This window comes from Spirosoma areae, from assembly GCF_054781775.1.
In genome coordinates, this window is sequence record NZ_BAAGTT010000023.1 from 200,362 (window position 1) to 221,417 (window position 21,056).

Genomic DNA, 21,056 nt, shown 5'->3' on the forward strand with positions numbered 1-21,056 from the left:
TACATTCTACATTATTCATTATCCATTAATTATGTTCCTCGCCCCCGCTGCCCCAGACCGCTGGCCTTTGCCCCAAACGCGTTACCAGATGCAGGCACTTGACTTTTGCCGGGCCTGGCTGAGTGGTCAGCCTGAGTTTACGCTGCATACATCCGGCTCGACGGGAACACCGAAACCAATCCGGCTCACGCGGGCGCAACTGCAGGCAAGCGCCCATCTGACGGGGCAAACACTTGGTTTACTGCCTGGTGATACCGCCTTAGTTTGCCTGAATGTGCAGTATGTGGCGGGTATCATGATGCTCGTTCGGGGGCTTGAACTGGGTCTGCCCATGACCATCATTGAACCAACCGGAAACCCCCTGGCCGGTTTTGACGCCACAAACGATCACTTTGCCTTCACGGCTTTTGTTCCCCTGCAACTCCAGACAATTTTAGCGACGAACAGTCCGGCGCAGCAACCCGATAAACTACCGATTCTGAATGGCATGAAGGCCATTCTGGTCGGTGGAGCCGCAACCAGCGCAGCATTGGAACAGGCGTTGCAGGTCATTACAGCCCCGGTTTATGCAACTTACGGCATGACCGAAACCGTCTCGCACATCGCCCTCCGCCGACTCAATGGGCCGGAGGCTACGGATGTGTTCACGGGTCTCGAAGGTGTAGAGTTGGGCACTGATGAACGTGGTTGTCTGCATATTACCTCGGCGGCTACGAATTTTGAGCGTGTCCAAACCAATGATGTTGTCGAACTGATTACCCCCGCAGCCGCTGGCCCGGCATACTTCCGGCTGCTGGGCCGGGCCGACAATGTTATCAATACGGGGGGCGTGAAGGTGCAGCCGGAGCCGATTGAGCAGATCATTCAGGCGGTACTGGCTCAGGTGGGTGTGCTGCCGATTCCGCGTTTGTTTGTGGCGGGCCTGCCCGACGAACGGCTGGGGCAGCGGCTGGCGGTATTTGTGGAAAAACAGACTATTCCTCAGGATCACTGGGCCATCATCCAGGAAACAATACGGCAGCAGGTAGGGCCCTATGCGGCTGTAAAAGAAGCCATTACGGTGGATGAGTTCGTTGAGACACCCACTGGAAAAATTGATCGGCTGAAAACTATCCGGCGTTACCGCTAAGTTTGTACTTCTGTTTTGTACCCTGCTATGTCGTTCAAACACCTTCAGATTCGCTACCAGACGGCCCGTTCGCTGCCCGCGCCCTACGCGTATTTCTACACCCTGACCGCCGAAGCCGTTGGCAGGGAGATTCAGGTTGACCTCGCCATTACGTATCCCGACCGCGACGATATTGACGATGACGAGCTGATCGCCGAAGGTTATACCCGTGACGACGATTTCAGTTGGTCGGGGCGATTGCCCGGCGCGTGGCTCGACACCCTGACGCAGTTAGTAAGTAAAACCCGCCTGCAACCGCTCGATGAGGATGCGCTGGGCGAAGACGATGATTTCTGGGCGATTATGCTTGACAGCGGTGGGAAAGAACCCAAACAGGGAAGACCCCAACAGGCCGACGACTGGCAGTATACCGTTCAGGAATTAATGCAGGCCGCCTACGAATCCATTGGCCGGGAGCGCCCATTCGACCTGACGTACCTGAGTCTTAGCCAGCAAAATGAGTTTAACCTACATCTGACGGCCTCGTTTGCCGAACGTTCTGTAACGGTTGTGAACATTCAGAGCGGGCGGGAGCGCACCCGAACGTTACCCTGGGCGAGCCTGCAACGCCTTATGCGTCAGGTGTATGAACACGAGTATGACCCCAACGATGCCCAGCTTAAACGCCCCAAACGGGCGGGCAACTGGCTAAACCTGGGCGGTGAGGAATGGTATGACGTTAGACCGTTTCGGAAGCTGGTATCGCTGTTGAACGAACTCTGATAAAGTAGTCTGACCCCAACGGGGTCAAACATGGCGATTCATACGTATGAACTACGTTTAAGTGGCTGTGAGGGCACAGCAACGGCAAGAGGGTTCTTTACCTGCCCTTTCTGAACCGTCTGGATTTTAGCCCGATCTGGTTTGATGAAAATAGCCAGCCAGGTACGGCGCGCTACCCTGAAGAAGTAAGGCGTTAACAGAATCAGGGTCGGTATCAGCCCAATCAGGTAGTAATCCAGGTCGATATTCAGCCAGACCATAACCCCAAACGTGAGCAGGGTATAGAGGGTATAAAACGCATAACTCACAAACATGGAGGCCCAGTAGAAACCCGGCTCAGGCATGAAGTTTTCAGCACAGTGCGGGCAACGCGGATGCATTTGGTCGAATCGTTTACTGAATGCGCTGTTCGTCACAAAAAAGTCACCCTGGTAACAGCGGGGGCATTTATTGAACAGAATGCTGTATAATCGGCTATCGGTTTTCATGACTTCGTTCATCAGTTAATCGAAAAAAGACCCTCACACTTTTTGTTAATCAGGCTATTTTCATGGCACAAAGATACCTGACAGCGAAGGCCGATGAAATGAGAAATCAAGCCAGATATGGTACAAATCAACGATGCGTATCGGCACGCTGGCGAAATTCGGCCGGTGTTTGCCGGGCGTATTTCCTGAAGAAGCGAACGAAGTAAGACGGGTCATTGAAACCCAGATGAAACCCGATTTCTTTGACGGACTGCGTCGTGTGTGTCAGTAACCGCTGCGCGTCAATAACGACCCGCTCATGAAGTAGCTGGCTGGCAGTTTTTGCCAATACTTTTTTGCAGATGTGGTTGAGGTAATTGGGCGTCAGGTTCATCTGGTCGGCATAAGCGCTAACCTGCCGAACGGTCAGAAACTGGTGTTCCAGCAAATCCTCATACTGACGAATCCGGTCATACAGATGAGTATCGGTTCCTGCCCGCTGCTGGTGGTACAGTCGGTTAGCGGTTTCCAGCAGGATATGCACGAAGGAAAGAAACACCTCCGCGCGGCTCGGCTGGTGCTGTTCGTATTCGTTGTAGGCATACGTCAGTACATCCCCAAAAAAGGCTTGCCGGTCGGTAATTTCCAGCAGGGGCTGGTGCTGGTGTGAGTGGTAAAACGGGTACTGATGCAGCCGGTTTCCGAAGCGCGTGCGAAAAAAATTGGCCTCAAAAAACAGGTTATACCCTTGTGTATCAGCCGATAACTGCCAGCTATGCACTTGTCCGGGGGTCAGAAAGTAGAGTTGGTGAGCCGCTATTGGATAGGTTCTGAAGTCAATCGTGTGCGTGCCGCTCCCCTGGCTGATCCACATCAGCAGATAAAACGTGTGTGCATGCGACTTGTCGATGCCGGTAAACTCCTGCACGAGTTTTTCCAGCCGGGTCATGTAAAAAAGCGTGTCCGGCTCGTGGCGGGGAAACGACTGGAGTTTATAAACGGGTAGGGCTGATTTCATAAAACAGTACTGATCAGGTTCCTTTCTTCCACACCTCCGACGAGACCATACCACCCACCTGTGCCTGCTGTTTTTGGCGGATTAATCCTGATTCAGCCAGGAGTTTCGACCAATCGGCTACTTGCCGAATTTGACTACCCGCCGTTAACCGAAAAAAACGAATCATCGCCCAAAGTACGGCTTTTTGCCACCAGATTTGGGGGTGAACAAAATCAGTAACGAACCATAACCCGTTCGTTTTCAACGTAGTGAGTAAGCGGGGAACCAACTGAGTTTGCAGCGTTTGTTCGGTAAACAGGTCCAGCACAAAGGGGGTCAGGATAATGTCGAAATGCTCGTTAGTACTCAAATTGAGGGCATCCCCTACCCGAAAGTCAACCGAACCCAACAGGCCATTCCGAATCATCCGGCGACTGGCGAGGCTCAGCATTCGGCTTGAGGCTTCGAGGTAAACGACCCGGCGCGGCTGGCAGCGCGTCAGCACCTGTTCGAGCAGCCAGCCGGTGCCACCCCCCACAATCAACACCGACGCACCGACGGGTATTTTCCTCAACCAAACTACTTGTGCCCGTTGCAATCGTCGCCCAAAGACGGCAAAGGCAAGGGCGTCATACGCTGGGGCAATCGCGTTGAAATTCCCTCCTACGGTGGGTTGAGGTTTCATAATAAAGGCAGTAAAAGGCTGGGATACAGAGATGCACAGAGGAAATAAATAAAATACTTTGTGCATCTCTGGTTCCAGCCTTTTCAAGAAAATTACTCCCCAAACGACAGGAAATCTTTGTACATCGCACACTCGCGAATCATTTCCTGATGAAACGCCGAGCGGGTGTGGTTTTTGAAGAAATCGGTGTAAACAGTGGCGTATTTTGATTTACGCAGCGTCGTCATCGTCTTCACAAACGTCGAATCGTCATCGGCAATGTACCCATTTCGGAGTTGCTCGATGGAGCGATTGACCGCAAAGGCATTGGCTTCGCACCGGGCGGCCATGTAGGCGGCCCGGTCGGCAAGGGTGGGCGTTTTGGCCGCTTTCGCCGACTGCTCAAAGTAGGTCCGGGCGTGGGTCGTCGTGTAATAATCCGTATTCATCACCACGTCGAAGTATTTTTGCTTCGCCGTAGGGTCGGTTGGCGCGTCATATAAGGGCGGTTCCGCCGAACTCCAGTACGATTTTGCCAGCAGCCAGGCATTGCCATACCAACTCAGGTTCCAGGCTCCGCAACCCAACTCGTAATACAGCCCGGCAGCCTTGTCGCCGGTTGCGGCTTTGGCCTGCTGCTCCAGGTCGGCCATGTGCCGGGCAAACGAAACCGGTGTATAAGGGTTCTCTTCTTGTTCAGCCGGAAAATTCAGTCCACCGGCGGGCGCATACAGGCGGGGCATTTTTACGGCAAATGGGTTCTTCTGAAAATAGAGCGTAAAGGCTTCACCCGCCCACGTTTTCGGATCGACCTTCGCCAGGGCATCGGCGGCTTCGGCGTAGTGGTGTTCCATCATCAGCCGACGACCCAGCAACAGGTGCAGGTGGTCGTTGGTGAGACCCGACAAGGCCAGCAGTCGCTTGTCGAAATCCGTAGGAGTAGCTTGATTAGCAAAAGCGATAACCTGCCGAACGGTGCTTACCCGGACCGTATCCTCAATGTAGCGCGGGTCGGCAGTGCTGGCGAAATACGTCTCTGAGCCGGACTGCGTGGTGAGCATGGTCATCAAATAGGCCTTCGCCTGACTTGGCCCATCCACCAGTGACGTTCTTAGTCGGCTGCATCCCGACAGCCAGCCGGTTTTCGCGTTAGCTTTGGGCTGGTAAAGGTCTGCAAACTGGTTACAGACCGCCACAAAGGCGTTGTTGAGCCGGAAATTACCCGTACTGTCGAATTGTTCTATGTAGCCAATCAACTGTTTTTCAACGTCGGGTGTTACGTTCTCCGTCTGCGCGGCCAGCAGTAACATGCGCTGCACGGCAATCTGCGTCTTCAGGTTTTTGTTTGTTGTCGGTAATAGAGCCGCCTGGTCTAAGTAGGTTTGAGCGGCTTTGTACTCTTTCCCGCTATACGCTAAATAAGCCGCAGCCGTGTACCAGAAGGCCGGATTACCAAGCGCCTTGTTCTCCGCTGATTCGACCGCGAACGCCCGCAGTTTTGTAAAGTACGAGGGAGACTCGGCCTGACGACCCACAAATAGCGTCGAATCGGGCCGCTCCGAAAGGCCATAGTTGGTGAATACCTCGCTACTCGTAAAAAAATAGTACTCATTCCGGTTGATTTCACGCGCCATCACCAACTCCACTAATGAATTTTTGGGCGACAGATGAACCAGCGCCTTGAGCAAATCCAGCCCATCCTGCCGACCCGTCGGGCCGCCCGGCTGAATGGCGCAAAGGGCATACACAGCCGCTCGCTCCCGATCGGTTTTGGCATATTGCAGGGCATCTTCCCGAAACCGAATGCCGTACTTGCGTAAACTCGTTTCGGCGGCTTTCCGGCGCGATGGGCAGCGGTCGAACACCTGCGCGAACTCGTAGATAGCCCGTGCGGTATCCCCCAGCGCCAGTGTGGCCCCTGCCCGGCGGCACAATGCCCAGTCGCTGATAAAGGTCGGCTTCGGCAGGGGCTTGACGAACCCGTCATACAATTGCTGTGCCTGTTTGTACGCGCCGGTTTCGCAGGCCAGCTTCACAGCCTGAAACGCCCACCGTTCTTTCAAAAACGCATCGGTTGTGGTTGCGTAGGCCGCTTTGGCGTCGTTGAGCAATTGAGGGAGTTTGGCGCTGTCGGCTTTGGGAGCATCGGCATTCCAGGGGTTACCCTGCCCGTTGTCGGCTGCCCAGGCGAAGTCTAAGTAAGCCACCGCCGGCGTTTTACCTTGCTCCAGTTGCGCCTTTAGTTTACCGACAGCCCCTTGTTCTTCGTTGTATAACGCCTTGCTGATGAGACTCTCCGACAGGTTGCCGCCCGCGTATGTCGCCCACGCCTGCACGTTCTCGTCAACAACGGCACTGTCGCTATACTGTTCGGCGATTTCGGCGTCGTTGTAAAACTGGGGCGTAAAAAAGTACCGGCTGTCGTCGGGTTGAGTAGTAGCCGTTTCGGGCAGAAAAAAACTCATGAATTCGCTGGGGTCGAAGGAGGGGCCACAGGCAAAGCCCAGCAACACGGCAACCAGCAGGGCGGGCCTACGGAATCGACGCAGGCCGAAAGAGGGTTTGGAGCGTTTCACGCGGATAAGCAGATAGACTGATCGAGTCGAGGTGATATAGGGCAAATGTAAGTTGCTTACCCCGAATCTGATTCAGCAGGCGGGCTTTTTCCTTAAGCAGCATGTCTGACGTAACAGCCTCGGCCCGAAACAAATCACCCCGCCAGATGGAAAACCCAAACGCCGATGTGTCGCGGGTAGCCACAAAGCGCATCGAATCGGGCTGAGCCGCCAGAAAACTCCGATCAGCCAGCGTTTTTCGGTCGATGTTGCTCAAGAACGTCAGGAAGCGATTGTTGCGGTACACCACCGTCCAGCGAAACAGCGGCAGCACCACATCGAGCGGCAGCGGGTAGGTTGGCAGAAAAGACAGATACTGGTCGGCCACGTCACGGTCGTAAATGGAATTGCGGGTATCGGCCCGTTTCCAGTCGGCCATGTTGTAGAGCATGAGCATTCCCCGCGACACGGGCGGAATGCCGGTCTGGTCGGTGTATTTAATCTGATGCAGGCGAATGGTAGCCGAAAGCGGGCAGCGGAGTTGATTTTTCAGCAGTGTCAGGAGCCGGAAATAGCGGTCGCGGGTGCCGGTGCTCCAGTCGCAGTCAATCTGTAATTCGCTGAATGTCAGCGCATTTTTCTGGCTGATACGCGCAATGGTTTGCGTAATGTGCGTGGCAAGTTGGGGCAACGCGGCAGGCAGAATATGGGTGAGTGTACGGTTGGTGATGAACACCACCGGCACGACGTTTCCGATAAGCTTTTGCCGAAACTGCACCCTCGCTTTGGGTATGGGCTGGCGGCTTCGGGCGTCCCAGTCCACATCAAAAAAATGGATATATAATTTCCTGACATGCAGCCGGTTGAGCTCGCTTAGTTCAGAACGGGTGGGGTTGTAAGCAACTTTCCAGTGGTAAAAAGCGGGCGTCAGTTGTTTGGGCGATTCGGCCTGCTGGCAGGCGAACAGGCCCGCGCAAAGCATTAGAAAGACAACTCCGTTTCTATACCACGTTCCCACACGTTTCATAGAGCGCGAAGTTAGGGGAAATGCGTGGGTTCCCTCACCCCAACCCTTCGCGCAACGGCGTACTGCCCAAAGGGTAAGTGGCCGGGGTGAGGGAACATGTTATTTCTTAGCCGTGAACTTGAGTTCGAGTGTCTCTTTTGTTTGCGGGTCGGTCTCATTCAGGTTAAAAATGATGTTGTTGCCATCGACGTCAGCGACCAACTGATTATCGACATACAACCCATAGGCTTCGCTGGTCTTTTTTACCTCCACATTGTCAATATCAATCGACTGGTCCTGCTCCCCCGTTACTTTCAGCGTGAGGGTGAGCGTCACGTTTTCCTCCGATGTGGGGCTAAGTTTGACCGTACCCGAAACCGTTTGGCCGCCCTGGGTGTACGGCATTTTAGGCAAATTAATCACATCCGAACCTGACGCATATCGGAAGGAAGTCAGCGTATAGGTGCCCGCAACGGCTTCGGCTGCTTTTTGCGGGTTGACGTCGTTTTCTCCTTTTTTGCAGGCGGTGAACGATACGAGGACGAGTAGGAAAAGAATGAGCGTTTTCATGATTTTTGGTTGTTTTGCAGGGGCGATTACCGTCAATCACCGAGGCAAAACTATCGGCTCATTCCGGGCCTGACAATACCGCAAATGCATGATTTTCAGATTGGTTTAATGAGTGAATGACTGAATGAGTGAATGAGTGAATAGCTGACGCAAGCCCTATTCACTCATTCGCTCATTCAGTCATTCACTCATTAATTTACCTCCGGCCCAGGTACTTATTGACGGCTTCCACTCTGGAGTGGACCTGGAGTTTTTCGTAGATGTTGAAGATGTGTTTCCGCACGGTGGTTGGGCTGACGAACAAGTCATTGGCAACCTCCTTGTGGCTGTGGCCTTTCGAGAGCCGCTCCAGAATTTCGCGCTCACGGGGCGTCAGCACGTTTAATTCGTTCGGTCCTGATGGGCTGGTGTGAAACGAACCGGCGATTTTACGGGCAATGGTGCTGCTCATGGGCGCCCCGCCCTCGTGCAGTTCGGTGATGGCTTCGAGGAGTTTATGGGGTGGGCTGCGCTTGAGAATATACGAATTAGCGCCCGCTTTGAGGGCTTCAAAAACCGTTTCGTCTTCGTCATACATCGTACACATCATGAACTGTGTGTCGGGGCAGAGCGATTTCAGATGCCGCACGCAGTCGATGCCGTTCATACCCGGCAGGTCGATGTCCATCAGCACCACATCGACGCAGTGGCCGGGCAGGGACTCCAGGGCGGCTTCGGCGGTCTCGAACGTAGCCTGACAGGCGAACCCATCGGCACCATCGACCAAAATGGCCAATGATTGTCGGATAGGCTCTTTGTCTTCAACGATGGCAACAGTTATGGGGGTTTTCATCCGGCAATATTGACCGTTTTTCCGGGCAAATGCTATACTACATTTGACGTATTTTCTCGGCAGGCACCGGCGCGTAAGGATAGGTTATTTTAACGCCGGTGCCCGTCGGCGACGGTAAAATGTCGCAATTCCCGCCCGATTCGGCCATTCGGTTCTGCATATTGCCCAACCCATTCCGCAAACTGGCCTTGCCGCCGGGCGTAAATCCACGCCCGTTATCGCATACGTCGATTACCAACTGGTCGGCCTGGGGCTGAATGCGGAGAGTTACTTCCGTTGCATGGGCGTGCTTAACCACGTTGTTCAGGGCTTCCTTAACGGTCAGAAACACGTTTCGCCGGTCCACACCCCGCATTGGAATCTCCTGGGGTGACTCTTCGACCTCCGTTCGCAGATGCAGCGGGGTGTTGTCGATAAACTCGCTGGCATACGAGCGGGTGTAGGCAATCAGCCCGTTCAGGCTGTCGTTTTTGGTGTTCAGCGACCAGATGATCTCATTCATCGACGTGATCATGTCCGCCGAGATGCTGGAGATTTTTTCCACTTCGGGCGTGGTGCTGGCCCCCATACGGCTCTTGACCACTTCGCTTAGCAGGCCAATAGCGGTCAGCGATGCGCCCAGGTCGTCGTGCATTTCTTTGGAGATGCGGAGTCGTTCTTTCTGCTGGCCCTGCAACTCCGACTGCACCACCGCCAGTTCGCGCTCCCGCTCGGCAGCAAGCAGAGCATTGGCGGCAGTTCGCTGCCGCTGGCGATAGTATAAATAGCCAAACACCAGCCCGCCAGCCACGCCCGCAACCACTAAAGTTGCTATCAGCAGCCAGAGATTCTGGCGTTTTCGGTCCGCTTCCAACTGGGTAATCTGCCGTTGTTTTTCGGCGAGTTTCTTCCCATTTTCGGCCTGTTTGAGTTTCAATTCGTACTCCTGGAGCAAATCTTTGGTTTCCTGATTATTCAGCGAATCATCGACGCCAATGTATTTGTCCAGCCATTCGGTCGTCGCTTTGTACTGTTTAAGTCCGGTGTTGGCAATGGCATATTCGCGGTAAATATTTCTGAATTCGGCCAAACCAACCTTGTTTTTTGTAGCGATGGCGTAGGATTCGTCCAATAGTGTTTTAGCCTGTGCATACTGCTTCATGCGGCTGTTTGTCTGCGCCAGAGCCATTAACAGATGCAACTCATGGCGGGGGTTACCCAAACGGCGACTCATCCGCAGGGCCTCGCGCTGGTAGTACAGGGCCGAATCATATCTGGCTTCGTCGCCATACTGATAGCCGATGTTGTTGTAGAGGTTCACCATGAAATCCAGGTCATTTTTTGGGTCAACCCAGGGCTTCGCTTTCAGGTAATACGCCCGTGACTCCCGAATTTTTTTCTGTTTGCTGAGTACATTCGCGATGCTGAAATAGTCGATGGCAATGGACCGCCTATCCTGTTTATCCGTACTGTCGAAGGCCAGTGCCCGGTTGAAATGGTCCAGTGCCTGCGGATACATTTCCTGCTGTTCGTAGATATAACCCAGATTCTGGTTGATGACAGCCACATTTTTCAGTTTCCCAATCAGCCTCATGAAGTGAGCCGCCCGGTGGTAGTTGGGTACGGCTTCGCTCAACTGGCCCGAATACAGGGCGGTATTGGCCAGGGCGAAATAACTAAGGCCCATATTCCGCTTCGATGTATCCTGCTTTGCCTTTTGCAGCGCATCCTGCGCGATTTTTTTAGCCTCGGCATGACGACCCATGTTATTCAGCAGATAAGCCATCAGCCGAACACTCTCGAAGTAGCCTTTCGTGTAGTTGATTTTTTGCGCGAACGCATAGGCTTTCTGGTAATAGTTCAGAGCCGCTGCGGTCTGTTTGGTTTCAACGGCTTCTCCTTTTTTCAACAGCGCCAGCACATAGCTGGTATCGGTGGGGTTGGCCGCCAACTGGCCGAAACCGAGGGCACAAGATACCATAAGCACTAAGGTGACAACCAAAAGTCGTTTAACGAACCTAACCATGATAGTTGAGCGAATACGTTACTCAACAAAGATAAACGAACCCGACGTAATCGCTTCATAGGCTGCGGGTGATTAGCGGTTTATGGCCTGAATCGATTTGATAAACGAAATGGTCCGCTCCACTTCCTCAAAGCCTACCCGCTCATGAAAAGCCGCACCCAACGTATTGTCCAGCAATACGTCGGACGCCAGTTCCGTACAGCCCTGTTCTTTAGCCCATTGCTCCGCCCGCCCGATGAGCGCCCGCCCCACGCCCTGCTGCTGGCAACCCGGCACCACGTAGATGCCTTCGACAAAGGCGACCGGCGTTTGTGAGGCCCCCGGCACGTAATCGACCCGAAGCGACAGATTCATAAAACCAATGGCCGTGCCCTGCCCATCCCGAACAAGAAACCCAGCCTGCTTTGGCGCTTGGTAAATCTCGTTCAGTACTTCCTGCATTTCGGCCTCCGTAGAATCCGGCCACAAGGCCAATGCCAGCCGTTGCCAGTCCTGAAAATCGCCTTCGGCTACTTCTTCGATACGCATACGAATGGGGTTTATAGCTTATACTGCTCTAGCGCATTTTTGCCTGATCACTTACGTAAGCAAATTTAGTTTTTAGTGTGTGGGTGTATATATTTTTGACCAGCAAACACCTACACACTTAAAAACTCTAAACTAATATGACTTGGGTTTTAAGTAGTTAAGTGCCGTAGGCACGAGATGTTTGTAGCCATTTGGCTACAAACATCTCGTGCCTACGCGACGATATTATTCCCGAATTCATGTTAAACTAATTTTGCCTGACTACTTACTTAAAAATAAGTATTCAGTAAATGAGCGGCAGCGCGACCACAAAATCAGTTGCGGTTTCCTCCACGATGGGTGCCGCCTGCCCCAGCAACTGGTATTTCGACAGAATATTCAGCAGACCTTTTTGGGTGGAATTGACCCGATTGATGGGCTTGCGCTGGAGTGTGTTGCTCACCCGCAGCCAGCCGTCGGGGCTGGTTGACAGCCGAATGGTTAAGGGTTGTTCGGCGGAGACAATGTTATGCTTCACTGCATTTTCGAGCAACAACTGGAGCGTCAGTGGGGGTAGTTTGCAGGGCAGATACGACTCATCGATGGTTTTGGTCAGGTCGATGGCAGGTCCGTAGCGGGTTTTCAGCAGGTGGTAATACGAGTCAATGAACGTCAGTTCGGCTTGCAGGGTCGTTAGCTGGTGGTCATTATTGCGAAGCAGGTAGCGATACACACTCGACATCTCGTCCACAAACCGTTCGGCTTTGGCCGGTTCGTCGGCGATGAGCGACGAAAGCGAGTTGAGGCTGTTGAACAGAAAATGCGGATTCAGTTGGGTTTGCAGGGCCATCATCTGCACCGCCGACATCTGTTGCTGCAACTTCTCGGTAACTAACTCCGCTTCAACCTGTTCGCGCTGATGCTGTTCGCGTTCGCGGGCGAGTTTCTGCTCAATAATCGCACTCCGGATGGCGCCCCGGCGCTGGCGGTAGCCCAGCACTAAGGTAAAGCAGATTAACTCGGCGATAATACCGAACATGAACCAGGTCAGCGGAGCCGACAAAAATGAAGTGGATGTCTTGGAAGGCAAAAACAGTATGGTCAGCAGCATCGACGCGATGCCGCCCGCCAGCAAGAAAGCGGACCCCAGCGCAACGTAGCGCGGCACCACACCCTTCAGCCGGCTTAGCCGCCAGATGCCATAAATCGCCACCGCAACCATAAGCAGCCGCATGAGGGTATGGGCGGTATTATACACGGTTTCGTGCCACTCGTCTACGCCGAAACACAAGACCCACATAAGCGCTACATAGGCCAGAATGAGGTATTTAGCGCGGGTAAACAGCCGAAAAAGCTGGGGCAGGCGGGTACGTAACAGAATCAGGGTGTCGGCAAAGTCAAAATAAATAAAATAGGCCAGCATTGGCGCGGCCACCCGCACAAAATACCAGGTGTTGGTCGACACATACGTATTGAGTTCATCCGCCCGCAACCCAAAATACACCAGCCAGGCCAGCATGTATAGCGTGTAGAGACCGTATAGCCGCTCACGGTAGATGCCCCACTGCACGATGTTCAGCAACAGAATGGAGCTGACCATACCCGTGAACAGCAGATTCCAGGTGGCAAACGTCATGAAGTGTTTTCGCTCAGTTAGGTAAAATGCCTCAAAAATGGGCATTTTCCGGTTGCCGAGTCAACCTTTGGATCAATGAACCGGCAGAAGCTATCGGTGAAGCGTCATAAAGGGGCAGCCAGACAACCTGGTGGCCGCCAACCCAAACCCATAAACCCCGACCCATAAACTAACGTGATTACGTGATTAAAAAGGGCCGCGTAGCGGTCTAACAAATTGACTTTAATCCCGAACTCACATTAAACCACTCAATCCAGGTACTTCTTATAGACAGGCCGGTAGCCAGCTAAATACGCCAAGGGTGATACCAGGCCAAAAACGACCTGCTGAATGATTCGCGACGGTTTAGCTAACCGAAAAACGGCTGAAAAGTAGTTCGCCAGCAGGGTCGTTTGCAACAAAGGAGGCATCCCGGTCGGGCCGACCTTACCATCGCTGGCCAATCCGAAAGCGGTTTCAAAAAAATACTCCGTGTTCAGGGCGGGACTCACCTGCCAGTTGACAGTGGTCTCCGTGGCCGAGGCATTCCACATCGAATGAACCGTATTTTGGGGAACGTGCAGCCTGTCGCCCGCTCGAAGCGTTTTCACCTGCCCATCCACCTGCACCGTCAGTTCGCCGGTTAGGACCGTAAAGTTCTCGACCTGATGCGGATGATAATGAGCCGCCGGTTTGGTACTATGCGCCCGAAATGTGGATTCCATTTCGAGCAGTTGGCCGCCGGTGTCGTGGCTGGACCGGATAAACCGGATGGTCTGCCCGGTTTTGGGGTTATGAATCGTTTTGTTGGAAAAGGCCATGGTCGTCTGTGTTTTATGGAACGATTGCCGTATTTGGTTTCCCTAAAGGTCCTGGCCTACCCCCATCTGTCCAGCGCCATTTGTGCTCAACCGGAACAACTTTACCCTGAAGCGTCATTGCCGACCCACCGGGCAATAAGGCGCACCCCACGTTTTTAGCGGGTCATCGTCCTGCTTTATCCATCCATTCTTCCGTTTCGACGTAGATGACCGCTTGTCTTTCCGCTATTTCGCGTATTTTCGTTATCGGAATGCCAATGAACCGAATCGTAACCTGTCCATGACCTACGAAGCCTGGTCTCCTCTTTTTCTGGGTATGGTGCTGGCCATGCTGCTGGCTAACTCCGTGCAGTGGTTCATGTACCGCGAACGCATTTATGGTCTCTACACGATCTATACCCTGATCTGGGCGCTTTATTTCACCATCAACCACTTTGACCTACCCAAAAACATCAGCAATTTCTACAAGGTCCTGCTGTCGTATTCGGGGTATATTCTGTACTTAGAGCTGGCCAAGCTCTTCCTGAACCTGAGCGACCGACCGCTGCTTCGGCGCTGGATCTGGCGGGTGCAGGGTCTGCTGCTTTTCTATATTGTGGCCAAAACCTACATTTATCTGTTCACGGATTTCTGGCAAACACCCCTCCACAGTCTCCTGCTTCAGCCCGTGCGGTTTGCACTGATGGCTGTGGGGGCCTACATCGTTTTTTCCTTCTATCGTTCCAAAGACACTGTGGCCCGTTTTTTCGTGGCCGGAACGGCGTCGCTGCTCATCAACCACCTCATCACTACCCTCCTGCTGCTCCGGTCGCCGGTCTACAGCCTGCAAATGCCCTTTTGGCAACACCCCGATCTGTTTGTGCAGACGGGCGTGGTGCTGGACCTGATTTTCTTTGGCTTAGGCATCAATCACCGGCACCGGCAGGAAGCCGTTCGAAAGGCGGTTGTGGAGCAGCAGCTTGCCCGCGAGCGCGAACAGCATCAGCGGGAGCACCTCGAAGCTGACCTGACGATGGAGCGGCTCAAACAGGAGAAAACCGAGGTCATGATGCGGGCGCTGCAAAGCCAGATTAACCCGCATTTTCTGTTCAACAGCCTCAATACACTCTCCTCCCTGATTGATGAAAGCCCCCGTCAGGCGGGCGAATTTGTCGACGAACTATCGAGTGTGTACCGCTATCTGATCCGAACTAACCGGGCGACCGACCATGACGGCGACCTGACAACGGTCAGCCTTGAACTGAGCTTCATTCAGTCGTATTTTCACTTACTTCGCACCCGTCACGGGGCCAGCATCCGGCTGGAAATTGACGTTCAACCCATCTATGCCGAAGCCCTGCTGCCGCCCCTCACCCTGCAACTACTGGTGGAAAACGCCGTGAAACACAACATCGTGTTGCCCGAACAGCCGCTCACGGTTCGTATACGCACTACCGATGCCGGGCAGTTGGTGGTCGAAAACAACCTGCAACGGAAAATCCTGCGGGTCGAGTCCACCGGTATGGGGCTGGTCAACATTGCCACAAAGTACCGAATCATGAATCAGCCCGAGCCGTTCATTGACGAAGAAAACGGCTGGTTTCGAATCACCCTGCCGTTGCTGCTGTCGAAGAACCTGCTGGTTAGTCAGGAGGGTTTGCCGTGAGTGGTCATCAGGTTCTGTGGATGCTATGGATGCTAAAGAATCCATAGCATCAATAGCCATATTTGTAATCAATCCTCTTTCCGTTCGTATGCGATTGCCTGCTTACTCCCGTTACGACTGGCTTTTACAGGTCATTGTTCTGCCTCTCTACGTAAGCGTGCTGAACTGGCTGCTGATTGGAAACGCGTATTGGCAGAGTTGGGCCACGCTCGGGCTGGCAACCGGCATCACCCTCCTCGACTCGTTTTTCAACTGGTACGTCAACAACAGTATTGCCCTGAAAATGAACCAATTATATCCCGATCCGCAGCAGTATGTGGTTCGGGCAATCCGGCGGTTTGTTGCCTGCGCCATTAGCTCCAGCCTGCACGTTGTCGTTCTGTTTTTTGTGTACTGGTTTATCGGCATGTCTGGTTTCGAGCCGGATATTCTCCGGCTGGGGCTGGCCGTGCTCTTTACCACTATCATTGTGGCAATTGTGGTCATTACCTACGAGAGTATGGATAGTTTCGGCTACTGGCAGCAGTCGCGCAAGGAGGTCGATACCCTCAGCAAAGCCCAGTTACAGGCCCAGCTCGACGCCCTTCGCCAGCAGGTTAACCCCCATTTTCTGTTCAATAGCCTCAATTCGCTCATTTCGCTCATCGGCGAAGACCCCAAAAAAGCCGAAGCCTTCGCCGAAGAACTCAGTTCGGTATACCGTTATCTGCTGCGGGCCAATGATCAGCCACTGACGTCACTGGCGAGTGAACTGGAGTTCATCCAGTCGTATTACCAGTTGCTGCAAACCCGCTACGGCGAGGCCCTGACCTTAGTGACCCGCATTCAACCCGGTACCGAAACCCTGCAACTGCCGCCCCTGACGCTGCAACTGCTGGTGGAAAACGCCGTGAAACACAACATCATCCTGCCCGAACAACCCCTGACCATTAGCCTTGCCACCACCGGCCAGAATCAGTTGGTGGTGTGCAACAACCTCCAGCGCAAACCCAGCCGGGGGTTCTCCAACGGCGTGGGGCTGACCAACATCCTGGCCAAGTACCAGATGCTGGGCCAGCCTATGCCCATCGTTGAAGACGACGGCCGGGAGTTCCGCGTGAGTCTGCCGTTGGTGGCGGCTTAGCCGCACCGCTTATGAAGCGGGTATGACCACGCGCAAAGTAGAACCGGCCTTCAGCACACTCGTTCCGTCGGCCCCGTCAAACACCAGGTAACCGTCCACCGGCAGGGGACTTGTCTGGATTCATTTAAAGCAAAATACCGGTTCACCTTAGGAGTTGGTGAGAATACGCCGGGCAGCCGCAGGGTCATTGAGCCTTCTGATTACGTTGATAGCGTCGCCCGTTAAGCAGCACCCCGACCCACGTACTGCGAACCCCATACTGATAGGTCAGCAGCAGAATAACGAAGGTGGGGATGAAAATGAGGGGCAGCTTCAGCAGCCAGTGCAGCGGAAGCGGGGTCACCAGAATCTGGAACAGCACGACCACTGGCAGGTGCGCGATATAGAGCCAGTAAGAAGCATCGGAGAGGTAGCGGATATGTTGGCTGGGGTGGTTGAAGTACGTCAGAATCAGCCCGATAAAGGCAAATACGGCGGTCATCGACGCAATGGCATAAACACTATTATAGAGTAACAGCACGTTGGCAACGGCCGCCGGGTCGGGAGCCGGGCTTTTGGGCTGAGTCGATACGGAGTAAACCAAATTCAGAAAAAAAGCGGTTAGCCCGGCTATTAGCAACCCACTGATGAGCAGATTCTGCCGCCAGTAGTTCCTGAACCCGTTGAGACTACCTGCCTGCCGGTGCAAAAACCAGCCAAAGGCAAAAAAAACGCCGTACAAAACAAGCGGACCCAATTGCGGTACTAACCCCCGATTGGGTGTATCGACCCCAAACCAGCTTTTCATGCCACTCATGGGCGCTACAATCAGGAGACTCATACCGACTCCGCCCCACCATTTTCCCAGCAGATAAGTTAATCCCCTGTCCAGACCCCTACGCAGCCGGCCATTAGCATCCAGTCTGGCTACTAATGGCCGAACCAGCAATACAGCCGCGCACAATAGGGTGAGGTAATACAGAAACCAGAGATGCGTAATCGGTACGTCGGCCTTGACCCATTTCAGCCCCACCACATCCTCATACATCACGCGCCAGGGCGACATCAGGGCAGTTGGCGAGTTGGGTAGCGCCAGCTTCTGCTGCCCCCATACCCACAGCACGCCCAACAGGACATACATAATCGGCCAAAACAGCAGAAATGGAAGCAGAATCCGTTTGGCACGGTTTTGCAGAAAGCCAATGGCCCCCCGACGGTGATACAGGAGGTGTGCAAAATAACCGGCAATGACAAAGAAAGCCTGCATCCGAAACAGGTGAGCCACATAAAAAAAGCCATCCAGAAAAACACTGTGCTGGCCATCCTGAATTGCCCAATCGGTTGGCGAAATGTAAGAAATGAATGGCTCTACACCGTGAAAGAAAATGCCCAGTATCAGCGCAAAGGCCCGCACGGCGTCTAAGGCATGGAATCGCTCCGACTGAGCCGATACGGGCAGGGTGGTTTCAGGATTGGGAACCGTTCGCATAGAACTGACAGGATTTGAGCCAAGGAGCAGGCTGGCCGGTAGTGATACAAGCCAGCCTGAGACGTTCGACAATACTAATCATCTGAAACGTAACATCTTGCGGCTCTACTTTTTGGCTACTTCGGGCGGGGTAATTGTAAAGCCGAGCTGGGTTAAAATGGATGACCGGTCGTAATAAATCCGGTCGCTCATGATCGTACCATCAGCGACACGGGCTGTGTACTGAAACGGAAACGAAATGGCTTTTCCAGCCTCCGTAAACGTGTAATCGCCCCAGAGTGACACCCAGTTGCCTTTCAGATTACCGGCTGCCACCCGGAACGTCTGGGTCACAAAACTGACCTTGCGGTTCATCTGGGTTTTGTACGTTTGCTGCCATCGGGTAATGGTCTGCTCAGTGGTGCTGGAATCGGTTGCGGCAGGGCCATGACCCATGTAGGTCGCAGAAACCAGGCTTTTAGCCTTATCTACGTCGCCCGACACCAGCGCGTTCACAAAGCCGCCGACTACGTTCATATCGGCTTCAGCCGTGGGATTGTCGACCACGACATCTTTGTAGCGGGGTGGGTTGGCGGGGGTATTCTGGGCCTGCGCCAATGCACTGACGAACAGGAGGCTGGCGACTACGGCCACGAGCGGAAAGCGAAAACTGGTTTTCATTGGTGAACGCGGGTTTATTTAGGTGAATGCACTGTGAATAGAAGTGAAAAGCGGTTAGATTACTTCGATGCCTGTACCGCCGGGGTTTTCACGGCAAACTCCTGTAAATAATATACTTCCTGCCGGACTATGTCGCGGGTAGCGTAAACCTGGCCGATCATTTTCTGTATATCACCGCCGGGCATGGCTTTCTGGAAGGCTTCGGTGTAGTGGGCATCCCCCATCTCTTTCATGTTCGGGTAGAAGTTGACGGTGGCGTAACTGTAGCCCTTCTCAGTGCCCGACGGATACCTGAGACTCGCCAGATTCCAGCCAACAATGTTGTTCATGGCGATGCGCTCTTTATGCAGGCTTTTCATGCTTTTTTCCATCGCTACATACTCCGCATACTTGTTGTCTTTTACTTGCATCAGGTCAAAAACCCAGATCGGCGACTTGTCGGGCGCAACCCGTTTTTCGGCAAATACGCCATCGATGGTTTCCCACAGTTCCATTTTGCCAAAATCCTGAACGGCCTCCGTGCGCTTGAGCAAATCAGCCCATTTAGCGCTGGCAGTGGCACCAAAGACTTTCTCATTAAATTTAGCGGGGTAGGCATTGTCCATTACGCCGAAGTCACTAAAGGTTTTGATGGTTATGTAGTCGTACTCCCGGTTGTTGGGGTTCGAGGTCAGTACCGACGATAGCATATACCAGCCCGTAATAAAGTCGGCGTCAAGCTGCGCCTGGTGTAGTTTCTTCCATTCGTTTTCGATGGCCCGGGCCTCCTGAACTGTATGGCCGGGTTTCAGCTTGTGGTAGTACACCTCCGAATAGGTGCGTTGCGGGGCTTTGTCGGCCTGGCCGTAATTGACAGTGGCAATACACAGACCCAACACAAGGGTCAGCAGGGAGCGGAAAATCAGGTTCGTTTTCATAGTGAACGGGGGTTTGTTTAGGTGAATCAAAAAGAAAAACTCAAAAAGAAGTAGTTAAGCCGAAATAGAGTTCATCAGCCAGGCAGCGTAAGGGAGTGTTGTCGGTTCATGGTTACCAAAGGAGGTTCGAACGGTGATGTACATACGTTAATGTATGCTGGACGTGGGCAGGACGATCGAAGGAATCCTGATGAGGGCCTTTTCGGTAACAGTGTTAGCTGGCTCTTCGCGTTGACATACCCGAAAATAGTGGATAGCAGGTTCGATTGGCACATAGGCAGCCCTGCTCGAATGAAATTCAGCCAATACTGAATTACGGTGCAGGCAGGCTGTCGGCAATGGCACCTGGTCTGCCACTGGCCAGTACGGTCTGAGCGAATGCTGGCAGACAGCATATCCTACCGGGCAGGATCAACGAAATCCGTCGGACAGCCATAATCAGGAAGACAAAAAGTCGAGAGAATGTCCGGGCAAGGTAACTGATTATCAGCACAGTACCAAGTCATTATAAAACCAGGTATTTAGAACGAAATTTTTATATCCGATTAGTTTCATGGCACCCAGTCCGTCTTTCTTGTTCGTTATCCACTGAATACCTCCTGTTGTGCATTGCCGCTGGCAATCAACACGAATGAGCACGTAGTTAGCGGCATGAAAACGATTACAACCATCAACTGGATCAGTGTCGGCATCTACGGACTCGTGCTTTTATGGGGCTTTGCGTCGGGTTCCAGTTCCGGGCAGGATGCCGCAGGCCGGGGCATGCTGTCGGGTCTTTTATTGTTGACCGGCCTTTTCCTGGTAACCATTGTGGTGTTGAACTGCCTGCCCTATCAGTGGTCTAAACTAACGGCGCTGGTGCTGGGCGGAGGGCCACTGATTCTGTTTTTGATTAGCCAGGTTGTTGGCCCGCTGCTGGCAAACCGTCGGCAGAAAGGCTATTCGGATGAAATGCTGGCACGGGGCAGTGGGGCCTATTATTTCCACGATCCGGTCCGCCGGCAGCTTGCCGCCCACGTTGCCGCCGGAGATGTTACCCAACTTCAGGCCGGTTTGCAGCAGCCCGTTCCAGTACTGAATGACAGTGGCGAAGAACAGACCACCCTGCTTGACTTTGCCACCACCCGGGCACTGGAAAACCAGTTGCCCGAAACGCTGAAGTGCATCGAGTTACTCCTGGCGAAAGGGGCTACCCTCGAAACCACCGACACCCTCCACCAACTGCTACCAAACCAGACGCCCCTACAGGGCTGCGGAATGGTGCTGGTTCAGCCCTGTAGGGGCGTCTGGTTTGGTAGCAGTTGGGCGTAACG

Annotated in this window: 19 protein-coding genes; 5 read left to right on the top strand and 14 right to left on the bottom strand. The window is 53.4% G+C overall.

Annotation, left to right across the window (positions count from 1 at the left end; all coding sequences use genetic code 11):
• Positions 1-31 precede the first annotated feature (31 nt).
• Together ACYVI1_RS09625 and ACYVI1_RS09630 are read left to right on the top strand one after the other, a co-directional pair.
• Complete coding sequence (locus ACYVI1_RS09625; protein ID WP_460909282.1) at positions 32-1,129, top strand: AMP-binding protein; 1,098 nt, start codon at positions 32-34, stop codon at positions 1,127-1,129.
• Between the two features lie 27 nt (positions 1,130-1,156).
• Entirely contained in the window at positions 1,157-1,891 is a 735-nt protein-coding gene (locus tag ACYVI1_RS09630) for a hypothetical protein (RefSeq protein ID WP_460909285.1), read from the top strand.
• A 38-nt stretch (positions 1,892-1,929) separates the two neighbouring features.
• On the opposite strand, the gene ACYVI1_RS09635 is transcribed toward ACYVI1_RS09630, so the two are convergent.
• The 11 genes from ACYVI1_RS09635 to ACYVI1_RS09685 form a co-directional block, all read right to left on the bottom strand.
• Positions 1,930-2,391 carry a DUF983 domain-containing protein gene (locus tag ACYVI1_RS09635; protein ID WP_460909287.1) on the bottom strand — a complete coding sequence of 154 codons (462 nt, stop codon included), beginning with the start codon at positions 2,389-2,391 and terminating at the stop codon, positions 1,930-1,932.
• A 115-nt stretch (positions 2,392-2,506) separates the two neighbouring features.
• Positions 2,507-3,376, bottom strand: coding sequence for a helix-turn-helix domain-containing protein (locus ACYVI1_RS09640; RefSeq protein WP_460909289.1), 870 nt, complete (start codon positions 3,374-3,376; stop codon positions 2,507-2,509).
• Positions 3,377-3,389: 13 nt separating this feature from the next.
• Entirely contained in the window at positions 3,390-4,040 is a 651-nt protein-coding gene (locus ACYVI1_RS09645; protein ID WP_460909291.1) for a class I SAM-dependent methyltransferase, read from the bottom strand.
• A 92-nt stretch (positions 4,041-4,132) separates the two neighbouring features.
• Complete coding sequence (locus ACYVI1_RS09650; protein WP_460909293.1) at positions 4,133-6,595, bottom strand: hypothetical protein; 2,463 nt, start codon at positions 6,593-6,595, stop codon at positions 4,133-4,135.
• Positions 6,552-7,601 carry a hypothetical protein gene (locus ACYVI1_RS09655; RefSeq protein ID WP_460909295.1) on the bottom strand — a complete coding sequence of 350 codons (1,050 nt, stop codon included), beginning with the start codon at positions 7,599-7,601 and terminating at the stop codon, positions 6,552-6,554. Before ACYVI1_RS09655 ends, ACYVI1_RS09650 begins: the two co-directional genes overlap by 44 nt.
• A gap of 99 nt (positions 7,602-7,700) precedes the next feature.
• Positions 7,701-8,150, bottom strand: coding sequence for a carbohydrate-binding protein (locus tag ACYVI1_RS09660; RefSeq protein ID WP_460909297.1), 450 nt, complete (start codon positions 8,148-8,150; stop codon positions 7,701-7,703).
• Positions 8,151-8,346: 196 nt separating this feature from the next.
• Positions 8,347-8,982 carry a response regulator gene (locus tag ACYVI1_RS09665; RefSeq protein ID WP_460909299.1) on the bottom strand — a complete coding sequence of 212 codons (636 nt, stop codon included), beginning with the start codon at positions 8,980-8,982 and terminating at the stop codon, positions 8,347-8,349.
• A gap of 37 nt (positions 8,983-9,019) precedes the next feature.
• Positions 9,020-10,942: a tetratricopeptide repeat-containing sensor histidine kinase gene (locus ACYVI1_RS09670; RefSeq protein WP_460909301.1), complete on the bottom strand. Its 1,923-nt coding sequence runs from the start codon at positions 10,940-10,942 to the stop codon at positions 9,020-9,022.
• 117 nt (positions 10,943-11,059) lie between these two features.
• Complete coding sequence (gene aac(6') / locus ACYVI1_RS09675; protein WP_460909303.1) at positions 11,060-11,515, bottom strand: aminoglycoside 6'-N-acetyltransferase; 456 nt, start codon at positions 11,513-11,515, stop codon at positions 11,060-11,062.
• A 283-nt stretch (positions 11,516-11,798) separates the two neighbouring features.
• Positions 11,799-13,175, bottom strand: a complete 1,377-nt coding sequence (locus ACYVI1_RS09680) for a sensor histidine kinase (RefSeq protein WP_460909305.1) — start codon at positions 13,173-13,175, stop codon at positions 11,799-11,801.
• Positions 13,176-13,378: 203 nt separating this feature from the next.
• Positions 13,379-13,930, bottom strand: a complete 552-nt coding sequence (locus tag ACYVI1_RS09685) for a cupin domain-containing protein (protein WP_460909307.1) — start codon at positions 13,928-13,930, stop codon at positions 13,379-13,381.
• A 214-nt stretch (positions 13,931-14,144) separates the two neighbouring features.
• Between ACYVI1_RS09685 and ACYVI1_RS09690 the strand changes: the two genes are divergently transcribed.
• Entirely contained in the window at positions 14,145-15,575 is a 1,431-nt protein-coding gene (locus ACYVI1_RS09690; RefSeq protein ID WP_460909309.1) for a sensor histidine kinase, read from the top strand.
• 88 nt (positions 15,576-15,663) lie between these two features.
• On the top strand, positions 15,664-16,698 hold the full coding sequence (locus tag ACYVI1_RS09695; protein WP_460909312.1) for a sensor histidine kinase: 1,035 nt from the start codon (positions 15,664-15,666) through the stop codon (positions 16,696-16,698).
• 184 nt (positions 16,699-16,882) lie between these two features.
• On the opposite strand, the gene ACYVI1_RS09700 is transcribed toward ACYVI1_RS09695, so the two are convergent.
• The 3 genes from ACYVI1_RS09700 to ACYVI1_RS09710 form a co-directional block, all read right to left on the bottom strand.
• The gene (locus ACYVI1_RS09700; protein ID WP_460909314.1) at positions 16,883-18,166 is read right to left on the bottom strand and encodes an acyltransferase family protein; all 1,284 of its coding nucleotides are present in this window, start codon (positions 18,164-18,166) and stop codon (positions 16,883-16,885) included.
• 105 nt (positions 18,167-18,271) lie between these two features.
• Entirely contained in the window at positions 18,272-18,826 is a 555-nt protein-coding gene (locus ACYVI1_RS09705) for a hypothetical protein (RefSeq protein ID WP_460909316.1), read from the bottom strand.
• Positions 18,827-18,885: 59 nt separating this feature from the next.
• The gene (locus ACYVI1_RS09710; protein WP_460909319.1) at positions 18,886-19,743 is read right to left on the bottom strand and encodes a hypothetical protein; all 858 of its coding nucleotides are present in this window, start codon (positions 19,741-19,743) and stop codon (positions 18,886-18,888) included.
• Positions 19,744-20,394: 651 nt separating this feature from the next.
• Here ACYVI1_RS09710 and ACYVI1_RS09715 point away from each other — a divergent pair.
• Positions 20,395-21,054, top strand: a complete 660-nt coding sequence (locus ACYVI1_RS09715; RefSeq protein ID WP_460909321.1) for a hypothetical protein — start codon at positions 20,395-20,397, stop codon at positions 21,052-21,054.
• Positions 21,055-21,056 lie beyond the last annotated feature (2 nt).

What these genes read in the sequence shown, in the direction of transcription:
- ACYVI1_RS09625 (WP_460909282.1), top strand. Translation starts at nt 32, where the DNA reads ATGTTCCTCGCCCCCGCTGCCCCAGACCGCTGGCCTTTGCCCCAAACG.
- ACYVI1_RS09630 (WP_460909285.1), top strand. Translation starts at nt 1,157, where the DNA reads ATGTCGTTCAAACACCTTCAGATTCGCTACCAGACGGCCCGTTCGCTG.
- ACYVI1_RS09635 (WP_460909287.1), bottom strand. Translation starts at nt 2,391, where the DNA reads ATGAACGAAGTCATGAAAACCGATAGCCGATTATACAGCATTCTGTTC.
- ACYVI1_RS09640 (WP_460909289.1), bottom strand. Translation starts at nt 3,376, where the DNA reads ATGAAATCAGCCCTACCCGTTTATAAACTCCAGTCGTTTCCCCGCCAC.
- ACYVI1_RS09645 (WP_460909291.1), bottom strand. Translation starts at nt 4,040, where the DNA reads ATGAAACCTCAACCCACCGTAGGAGGGAATTTCAACGCGATTGCCCCA.
- ACYVI1_RS09655 (WP_460909295.1), bottom strand. Translation starts at nt 7,601, where the DNA reads ATGAAACGTGTGGGAACGTGGTATAGAAACGGAGTTGTCTTTCTAATG.
- ACYVI1_RS09660 (WP_460909297.1), bottom strand. Translation starts at nt 8,150, where the DNA reads ATGAAAACGCTCATTCTTTTCCTACTCGTCCTCGTATCGTTCACCGCC.
- ACYVI1_RS09665 (WP_460909299.1), bottom strand. Translation starts at nt 8,982, where the DNA reads ATGAAAACCCCCATAACTGTTGCCATCGTTGAAGACAAAGAGCCTATC.
- ACYVI1_RS09670 (WP_460909301.1), bottom strand. Translation starts at nt 10,942, where the DNA reads ATGGTATCTTGTGCCCTCGGTTTCGGCCAGTTGGCGGCCAACCCCACC.
- ACYVI1_RS09680 (WP_460909305.1), bottom strand. Translation starts at nt 13,175, where the DNA reads ATGCCCATTTTTGAGGCATTTTACCTAACTGAGCGAAAACACTTCATG.
- ACYVI1_RS09685 (WP_460909307.1), bottom strand. Translation starts at nt 13,930, where the DNA reads ATGGCCTTTTCCAACAAAACGATTCATAACCCCAAAACCGGGCAGACC.
- ACYVI1_RS09695 (WP_460909312.1), top strand. Translation starts at nt 15,664, where the DNA reads ATGCGATTGCCTGCTTACTCCCGTTACGACTGGCTTTTACAGGTCATT.
- ACYVI1_RS09700 (WP_460909314.1), bottom strand. Translation starts at nt 18,166, where the DNA reads ATGCGAACGGTTCCCAATCCTGAAACCACCCTGCCCGTATCGGCTCAG.
- ACYVI1_RS09705 (WP_460909316.1), bottom strand. Translation starts at nt 18,826, where the DNA reads ATGAAAACCAGTTTTCGCTTTCCGCTCGTGGCCGTAGTCGCCAGCCTC.
- ACYVI1_RS09710 (WP_460909319.1), bottom strand. Translation starts at nt 19,743, where the DNA reads ATGAAAACGAACCTGATTTTCCGCTCCCTGCTGACCCTTGTGTTGGGT.
- ACYVI1_RS09715 (WP_460909321.1), top strand. Translation starts at nt 20,395, where the DNA reads ATGAAAACGATTACAACCATCAACTGGATCAGTGTCGGCATCTACGGA.